Genomic DNA, 1,364 nt, shown 5'->3' with positions numbered 1-1,364 from the left:
CCGGCTTCGAGGACAAGCTCGGTGCCGCCCAGACCCCGCACCACCACCCCGACGACCCGTCCCACGGTCATGGGCACGGCCACGGACACGGACACGGGCACGTGGTCGCGGGATGATGTCGCACGTGGATCCGTACCTCGTCGGCCTGGACCTGGCCGGCCGCCGCGTCGTCGTGGTCGGCGGTGGTGTCGTCGCCCAGCGCCGGCTGGCCGGGTCGTAGATCGGGGCGCCGTCTGGGCGGGCGGCGCGGATCGAGCGTAGGGCGGCCCAGGTGTGGTCGATGCCTTTGCGCCTGTGGTTGATGCCCCACAGCAGGTCATCGCCCACGGAGTAGCAGCCGTGGAAGTAGGTGACGCCGTGGGTGCGGTGGTAGGTGGCCGGTAGCCGGTCCGGCTCGCCTTGTGGTGCCCAGCCCGATCCGGCGGTGGGGCGGATGCCGAGCGGTCCGAACTCGTCGAAGGCGAAGGTGCGCTCGGGCCGCTGGGTGAGGGCGTACTCGATGCGATCCAGCTTGGCCTCGAAGTCCGGATCCGGGGACTCCTTCCAGGTCTTGGTGCGCTGGAAAGTGATCCCGCGGCGGGACAACAGCGTGCGTAACGCCTCCCGGCCGAGGGTGAAGGCACGGCCGGGCAGCCGGTGGAGGTATACGAGGAGTTTGCGGATGGACCAGCGGGTGAAGGGCTGGCCGAGCTTGACCGGGCGGGTCGTGGCCGTCTGCGCGACGAAGTCTTCGTCCTCAGGACTCAGCAGGCGGGGACGGCCTCCCGCCCACCGAGGGTCCAGGCAGGCCAGCCCAATCTCGTTGAAGCGATGAATCACAGCGCGCACGGTGTCCTCATCGGCCTGCACCAGCCGAGCGATCACCGGCACCGTGTTGCCACCGGCCGAGGCCAGCAGGATCATCGCCCGCCGATAGCGCACCGTGCTCATCGTGCCGCGCCGCACGATCCGCTGCAGCTTCTGCCCTTCTGGATCCGTGAGCCTGCGAACCCTGACCGGTTGCGTCACCTGGCCTCCCGAGCACCGATTGAACGTGATCAGTCCATCCAACCGGCAGGAGCGACCTACCCGCCAACCCGGCGATCATTTCCGGTCACAGCACTAGGCGTGGGCCGGGGGTCACATCGGCTGGGGTTGTGTGCGCCGACGTGGGCTGGGCTGGGTGCCGACCTGGGTTGGACTGGGTGCCGACCTGGGTTGGACTGGGTGCCGACCTGGGCTGGGTGCCCACCTGGACTGGGGAGGGTGCCGGCCTGGGCGGGGCTGGGTGATGGGGGTGGTTGGGAGGATTCGGGACGGGACCGGATCGGCCGGCTTCGCCGCGGCGGTCAGCTCGGCCCAGTCGAGATCACGCTCGCCCAGCT

Annotated in this window: 1 protein-coding gene; it reads right to left on the bottom strand. The window is 70.0% G+C overall.

Translation table 11 applies throughout. The features are described from left to right. The coding region (locus AB0I34_RS44130; protein WP_360458733.1) for a helix-turn-helix domain-containing protein at positions 1 to 1,008 on the bottom strand (1,008 nt) is incomplete at its 3' end. Between the last annotated feature and the right edge of the window lie 356 nt (positions 1,009 to 1,364).

This window comes from Kribbella sp. NPDC050281 (assembly GCF_040655855.1).
GTDB lineage: Bacteria > Actinomycetota > Actinomycetes > Propionibacteriales > Kribbellaceae > Kribbella.
Note: the sequence above shows the minus strand (reverse complement) of the source record. Positions and strands in the feature narration are given on the sequence as shown.